Annotated in this window: 7 protein-coding genes; 5 read left to right on the top strand and 2 right to left on the bottom strand. The window is 68.5% G+C overall.

Annotated elements, in window-relative coordinates; all coding sequences use genetic code 11:
• Window positions 1-634: tripartite tricarboxylate transporter substrate binding protein (locus tag ACF8LI_RS17420; protein WP_392453854.1), on the bottom strand; the 634-nt coding region annotated here is incomplete at its 3' end.
• Window positions 635-813: 179 nt separating this feature from the next.
• Between ACF8LI_RS17420 and ACF8LI_RS17415 the strand changes: the two genes are divergently transcribed.
• The 3 genes from ACF8LI_RS17415 (at window position 814) to lolD (ending at window position 3,308) form a co-directional block, all read left to right on the top strand.
• Window positions 814-1,284, top strand: a complete 471-nt coding sequence (locus ACF8LI_RS17415) for a MarR family winged helix-turn-helix transcriptional regulator (RefSeq protein WP_016445728.1) — start codon at window positions 814-816, stop codon at window positions 1,282-1,284.
• 61 nt (window positions 1,285-1,345) lie between these two features.
• Window positions 1,346-2,599: a lipoprotein-releasing ABC transporter permease subunit gene (locus tag ACF8LI_RS17410; protein ID WP_034347641.1), complete on the top strand. Its 1,254-nt coding sequence runs from the start codon at window positions 1,346-1,348 to the stop codon at window positions 2,597-2,599.
• A complete protein-coding gene (gene lolD / locus ACF8LI_RS17405) occupies window positions 2,592-3,308 on the top strand; it encodes a lipoprotein-releasing ABC transporter ATP-binding protein LolD (protein ID WP_013800885.1) in 717 nt (238 codons plus the stop codon). Before ACF8LI_RS17410 ends, lolD begins: the two co-directional genes overlap by 8 nt.
• Window positions 3,309-3,351: 43 nt before the next feature.
• Here lolD and ACF8LI_RS17400 read toward each other — a convergent pair whose 3' ends face one another.
• On the bottom strand, window positions 3,352-4,818 hold the full coding sequence (locus tag ACF8LI_RS17400; RefSeq protein ID WP_392413464.1) for a methyl-accepting chemotaxis protein: 1,467 nt from the start codon (window positions 4,816-4,818) through the stop codon (window positions 3,352-3,354).
• Window positions 4,819-5,032: 214 nt separating this feature from the next.
• Between ACF8LI_RS17400 and ACF8LI_RS17395 the strand changes: the two genes are divergently transcribed.
• Complete coding sequence (locus ACF8LI_RS17395; protein ID WP_016451088.1) at window positions 5,033-5,854, top strand: TatD family hydrolase; 822 nt, start codon at window positions 5,033-5,035, stop codon at window positions 5,852-5,854.
• 70 nt (window positions 5,855-5,924) lie between these two features.
• A complete protein-coding gene (locus ACF8LI_RS17390) occupies window positions 5,925-6,470 on the top strand; it encodes a DNA-deoxyinosine glycosylase (RefSeq protein ID WP_392413510.1) in 546 nt (181 codons plus the stop codon).
• The last annotated feature ends 19 nt before the right edge of the window (window positions 6,471-6,489 follow it).

Genomic DNA, 6,489 nt, shown 5'->3' with positions numbered 1-6,489 from the left:
GCACGGCCGTGCTGGCCGGGGCGTTGCCCTTGTAGGGCACGTGGCTGACCTTGGCGCCCGTGGCATGGGTGAGGATGGCCGAGGCCAGGTGGCCCGGCGTGCCGTAGCCGGCCGAGCCCAGCGTCAGGCCGCTTCTCTTGCCCTGGGCGATGAACTGGTCCAGGGTCCTGAGGCCGGTGCGGGGATTCACGGCCACCATCATTCCCTGCGAGGCGATCATCATCACGGGACGCAGGTCCGTGCCCTTGAACGGCATGCTCTTGTAGATGAAGGGATTGACGGTGAAGGTCGTGTCGATGCCGACCAGCAGCGTGTAGCCGTCGCCGGGCGCCTTGGCCGCGTTGTCGGTGCCGATGTTGCCGCCCGCGCCGGGCCGGTTGTCCACGACGAAGGGCTGTTTGAGCTCACGCTGCAGTACCTCGCCCAGGCTGCGCGCCAGAATGTCGGCGGCGCCAGCGGGCGCGAAGGCGACGACGATGCGCACGGGTTTGGCGGGCCAGGCGGCAGCATCGGCGGCCGCATCGGCCCGGGCGCCAGCGCCGGAGCCCAGGCCCAGCAGAAGGGCCAGGCCGGCCCGCAGCAGCGGGCCGCGCAAGGCATGGGTGGCATGGGTGGCTTGGAACAGGGAAAACATGGTGGCGAACTTTCTGCGCTGAGGGGGCGCCGGGCTTTGCGAGAATCCCCAAGCCGGCTCCGGACGGTGGCTCCCGTTGTCTCCTTTCCGGACGGGGCCACTGTAGAAGTCCCCGCAGCAATTGATCTAATCAACTGTTCCCCGTGAATACCCGTCCAGCCCCCACGTCCATCCAGCAGATGCTGCTGTTTCGCATCAACCGCTACTTTGGTGCGGCCGGCGGCGTGGCCATGCGCATGTGCGAGGCGCATTTCGGCATCACGCGCCGCGAGTGGGGCGTGATGGCCACGGTGGCTGCCAACGAGGGCCTGCTGTCGTCGGAGCTGGCCGAACGCGCGCAGCTGGACCGCGCACGCACCTCGCGCGCCCTCAGCGGGCTGGAGGAAAAGGGCTGGGTGCAGCGCAGCCCCCTGCCCGGCGACCGCCGCCGCGTGGCCGTGTCGCTGACCGCCGAGGGGCGGCGCATGTACGGCCTGATCCTGCCGCGCATGGCCCAGATCCACCTGGACCTGGTGTCCGTGCTCAGCGACGAGGAACTTGAACAATTCGACACCTTGCTGGCCAGGCTGCAGCGCCATGCGCTGACGCTGGAGGCAGAGGGCCGCTACGACGCCCTGCCGCGCGTGGACCGCGGACGGCACCGGCGCTGACACGCCGACGGCAAAGCCTGCCGCCATGCAGGGCCTGCGGGCGATGACACAATGCATGCCCATGCAATTTCCCTACGAACTGGCCGTCGGCTGGCGCTACACCCGGGCCGGGCGCGCCACGCGCCGCAACGGCTTCATCTCGTTCATCTCCGGCGTCTCCATGCTGGGCATCGCCCTCGGTGTCGCGGCGCTGATCATCGTGCTCAGCGTGATGAACGGCTTCCAGAAGGAAGTGCGCGACCGCATGCTCAGCGTGGTCTCGCACATCGAGATCTTCGCGCCCCAGGGTGCGGCGCTGCCCGATCTGGAGCGCACCATGCGCGAGGCGCGCGCCAACCCCGACGTGCTGGGCGCCGCACCCTTCGTCGCGGCCCAGGCGCTGCTGGCGCGTGGCGAGGACATGAAGGGCACGCTGGTGCGCGGCATCGATCCGGCGCGCGAGGGCGAGGTCACCGACGTGGCCGCCACCAATGCCGAGGTGCTCCAGCGCCTGGTGCCTGGCGAGTTCAACGTGGTGCTGGGCGTGGAGCTGGCGCGCTCGCTGGGCGTACGCCAGGGCGACATGGTCACGCTGATCGCCCCGGGCGGCCAGGTCACGCCGGCCGGCGTGGTGCCCCGCCTCAAGCAGATGCATGTGGCCGGCACCTTCGACTCCGGCCACTACGAATACGACTCGGCCCTGGTGATGATGCATTACGAGGACGCGCAGCGCCTGTTCCGCCTGGAAGGGCCGACCGGCATCCGCCTGAAGCTCAAGGACCTGCATGAGGCACCGCGCGTGGCCATGGAACTGGCCCACACCATCACCGACCGCCTGCTGATCCGCGACTGGACCCAGCAGAACCGCACCTGGTTCGCGGCCGTGCAGCTGGAAAAACGCATGATGTTCATCATCCTCACGCTCATCGTGGCCGTGGCTGCGTTCAACCTCGTGTCCACGCTGGTGATGACGGTGACCGACAAGCGCGCCGACATCGCCATCCTGCGCACGCTGGGCGCCTCGCCGTCCAGCATCATGGGAATCTTCATGGTGCAGGGCGCCATGGTGGGCGTCATCGGCACCTTCGCGGGCCTGCTGCTGGGCCTGGGCATTGCCTTCAACATCGATGTCATCGTGCCGGCCATCGAGCGCCTGCTGCATGCCAACTTCCTGCCCAAGGACATCTACCTGATCAGCAAGATGCCCAGCGATCCGCAGTACAGCGACATCATGCCCATCGCCGTGATCTCCCTGGTCCTGGCCTTTGTCGCCACCATCTACCCGAGCTGGCGCGCCAGCCGCGTGAACCCCGCCGAGGCGCTGCGCTATGAATGAAGTGAATGTGATGCCCGGTTTCGAAGTGTCCCAGCAGGGCGCCGTGGTCCTCGATGCGCGCGGCCTCACCAAGCGCTTCGCCGAAGGACGGCTCAACGTGCAGGTGCTGGCAGGTGTCGACCTGCAGGTGCGTGCGGGCGAGACGCTGGCCATTGTCGGCGCCTCGGGCTCGGGCAAGAGCACGCTGCTGCACCTGCTGGGCGGACTGGACGCCCCCACCAGCGGCAGCGTCACCCTCAAGGGCGAGCCCCTGCATGAACTCAGCGCCCAGAAGCAGGGTGCGCTGCGCAACAGGCACCTGGGATTCATCTACCAGTTCCACCATCTGCTGCCCGAATTCAGCGCCCAGGACAACGTGGCCATGCCGCTGCGCATACGCCGCGACGACCGGGCCGAGTGCATGGAGCGCGCCGCACGCATGCTGGCGGCCGTGGGCCTGGGCGAACGCATGCTGCACCGGCCGGCCGAGCTGTCGGGGGGCGAGCGCCAGCGCGTGGCCATTGCCCGCGCCCTGGTCACGCAGCCTGCCTGCGTGCTGGCCGACGAGCCCACCGGCAACCTGGACCGCAGCACGGCCGACACCGTGTTCCGCCTGATGCTGGAGCTGGCGCGCAGCCATGGCACGGCCTTTGTGATGGTCACGCACGACGAGCAGCTCGCGGCGCGCTGCGACCGCATGGTGCGCCTGGTGCAGGGACAGCTGGCCTGACCCTGTACTGGGTCCTGCGTGCGCCGTCCTGCGCGCTCCGGCGTCAGGCCATGCGCAGCAGCTTGCCGCCCATGTGCGGCGTGCGCACAGGCACCACGGAGGGCGCTGGCGCCGCCTTGATCTGCGGGGCCTCGGGAACCATGGCCGCCGGCAGCGACTTGCGCACGGGTTGCGCGCGGGGCGTGTCGCCGATGTTCACGCTCTGGGCCGTCAGGTCGGCCGTGACCTCGCGCAGCCGCGCAGACTGCGCCATGGAGGCCTGCACCACGTCGCCCATGATGGCCGTGACCTGGTGGGAGGAATCCACGATTTCCTGCATGGTCCCGCCGGCCTGTCGCACCTGCTCGGCGCCCAGAGCCACCTGCTCCACCGAGGTGTGGATGAGCTGCTTGATCTCCTTGGCGGCGGCGGCACTGTTCTGCGCCAGTGCCCGCACCTCGCCGGCCACCACGGCAAAGCCCCGGCCCTGCTCGCCGGCGCGGGCCGCCTCCACGGCGGCGTTCAGCGCCAGGATATTGGTCTGGAAGGCGATGCCGTCCATCACGCCGATGATGTCGCTGATCTTGCGCGAGCTGGCGCTGATGGACTCCATGGTGCCCATCACCTCGTGCACCGTGCGCCCGCCCTGCTCGGCCACCAGGCAGGCCTGGCGGGCCAGTTCATTGGCCTGGCCTGCGTGCTCGGCGCTTTCGCTCAGGCCCTGCATGGCCTCGCCCAGGGTCTGCGCGGCCGTGAAGCGGCGCGTGATATCGCGGGCGTACTTGACTACCTTGAAGGGCCGGCCGTCGGCATCGAGGATGGGGTTGTAGCTGGCCTCGATCCAGACCTGGCGGCCGTGCTTGCCGATGCGCAGGTACTGGCCTGCATCGTGCTGGCCGCTGCCCAGCTTGCGCCAGAACTGCGCGTATTCGGCGCTTTGGCGCTCATGGGGCTGGACGAACATGCTGTGGTGCCGCCCCGTGACCTCGTCCAGCGTGTAGCCCATGGCCTGCAGGAACAGGCGGTTGGCATGGAGGATGTTGCCGTCCAGGTCGAACTCGATGATGGCCTGCACCTTGGAGATGGCGGCCAGCTGGCCTTCGGCATCGGCGTTGCGGCGCTGCTGCTCGGTGATGTCGGTGGCGTACTTCACCACCTTGAAGGGCCGGCCATGCCGGTCGAAGATGGGGTTGTAGCTGGCCTGCAGCCAGACATCGCGCCCATCCCTGGCGATGCGCCGGTAGCGCCCCGCATCGTGGATGCCGCTGCCCAGGCGCTGCCAGAACTGGGCGTATTCGGGGGATTCGCTGACCTGGCTGTCCACGAACATGCGGTGGTGCTGGCCGATGACCTCGTGCTCCTCGTAGCCCATGGTGTCCAGGAAGTTCTGGTTGGCAGCCAGCACATGGCCTTGCAGGTCGAACTCGATCACCGCCTGGGACTTGTGTATGGCGGCCAATTGCCCGTCAAGCTCCGCCTTGCGGCGTGCGCCACCGAGGTCCAGGATTCGACTCCATGCTGAGCGCTTCATGGGAATTCCTCTCTCCAAAGCATGCCGGCCGGTGATGCGGGAGCCCGATGCGGGGTGTAAGTGTTACTTTATGTATTTTTATGGAGGCGCAAGCCATTCGTGTATTGATTTTGTCAAACGGAGCCGACTCGCAATAAGCCAAGGGTTTGCCCTTGCTCCGGGCCTCGTCTGCCCCTTGGACGGGCGCTGCCCGGGCCGGTGGCATGATGCGGCCATGCCCGCCTGGATAGACACCCACTGCCACCTCGATGCCCCTGAATTCGATGCCGACCGCGATGCCGTGCGCGCGCAGGCGGCCGAGACAGGCGTTGCGCATCTGGTGATTCCGGCCGTGGCGCGCGAGCACTGGGACACGGTGGTGGCGCTGGCGCGGCGCCATGGCGACAGCTATGCGCTGGGCATCCATCCGCTGTACACGCCCAATGCCCGCGAGCAGGACATTGCCGCATTGCGCGAGACGCTGGACCGGCTGCGTGGCGATCCCCAACTGGTGGCCGTGGGCGAGATCGGGCTGGACTTCTTCGTGCCAGGGCTGGACGCACAGCGGCAGGTCTGGTTCTACGAGCAGCAGATCGCGCTGGCGCGCGAGTTCGATCTCCCGGTCATCCTGCATGTGCGCAAGTCCAGCGACCGGCTGCTCAAGACCCTGCGCGCGCGGCCCGTGGCGGGTGGCATTGCCCATGCCTTCAACGGCAGCGTGCAGCAGGCCCAGGCCTTCATCGACCTGGGTTTCAAGCTGGGCTTCGGCGGCGCCGTGACCTATGACCGCGCGCTCAGGCTGCGCGAGTTGGCAGCCAGCTTGCCGCTGGACGCGCTGGTGCTGGAAACCGACGCTCCCGACATTCCGCCGCACTGGCTCTACACCACGGCCGGGCAGCGTGCCCAGGGCCAGGCCCAGGGCCGCAACACGCCGGCCGAGCTGGCACGCATTGCGGATGTGATTGCGCAACTGCGCGGCATTACGCCCCAGGCCCTGGCCGAGGCCACGGGCCGCAACGCGCGTGCCGCGCTGCGCGGCCTGCCCGCCATGGCCTGAGCCTGGGCCGCGCATGCCCATGAGCGGTCTTGCCGCCCGCTGCGAGCAGCCCGGCGAGTGCTGGGCGACAATGCCGGCCATGTCCTTGACCGTTTCCGATCTGCCGCCCCCCGGCACCCCGCGCTGGCAGGGCCTGGCGCCGGTGGCCGATGCGCGGACCCGGGCCCTGGTGCTGGGTAGCTTTCCGGGCCTGCGATCGCTGCAATTGCAGCAGTACTATGCCCATCCGCAAAACCAGTTCTGGCCCCTGCTCCAGGCCTTGTGGCCCGAGTATCCGCAGCCCGGCCGCGATGACTATGCGGGCCGCTGCGAATGGCTGCTGGCCCGGGGCCTGGGGCTGTGGGATGTGTACGCCAGCTGCGAGCGCGAAGGCAGCCTGGACAGCGCCATCCGCGCTGCCGAGGTGAACGACTTCGCTGGGCTGCGCACGCACTGCCCGCTGTTGACGCTGGCCTTGCACAACGGTGGCGAGAGCTACAAGCACGCCGGCCGCACGCAGGCCCTGGGCCTGGCTGCCGTGAAGCTGCCATCGACCAGCCCGGCCAACGCGAGCTGGCGTTTCGAACGCAAGGTCCAGGCCTGGCGCGAGGCGCTGGCTCTCCATCAACTGCTCTGAATCTTTCCATTTTTCCCGA

This window comes from Delftia sp. WSY_12, assembly GCF_043104645.1.
GTDB lineage: Bacteria > Pseudomonadota > Gammaproteobacteria > Burkholderiales > Burkholderiaceae_C > Comamonas > Comamonas tsuruhatensis.
This window is presented reverse-complemented; position numbering and strand designations above follow the sequence as displayed.

Excerpts from the sequence above, each read along its gene's own strand:
- ACF8LI_RS17415 (WP_016445728.1), top strand. The coding sequence starts at position 814 with ATGCTGCTGTTTCGCATCAACCGCTACTTTGGTGCGGCCGGCGGCGTG.
- ACF8LI_RS17410 (WP_034347641.1), top strand. The coding sequence starts at position 1,346 with ATGCAATTTCCCTACGAACTGGCCGTCGGCTGGCGCTACACCCGGGCC.
- lolD (WP_013800885.1), top strand. The coding sequence starts at position 2,592 with ATGAATGAAGTGAATGTGATGCCCGGTTTCGAAGTGTCCCAGCAGGGC.
- ACF8LI_RS17400 (WP_392413464.1), bottom strand. The coding sequence starts at position 4,818 with ATGAAGCGCTCAGCATGGAGTCGAATCCTGGACCTCGGTGGCGCACGC.
- ACF8LI_RS17395 (WP_016451088.1), top strand. The coding sequence starts at position 5,033 with ATGCCCGCCTGGATAGACACCCACTGCCACCTCGATGCCCCTGAATTC.
- ACF8LI_RS17390 (WP_392413510.1), top strand. The coding sequence starts at position 5,925 with ATGCCGGCCATGTCCTTGACCGTTTCCGATCTGCCGCCCCCCGGCACC.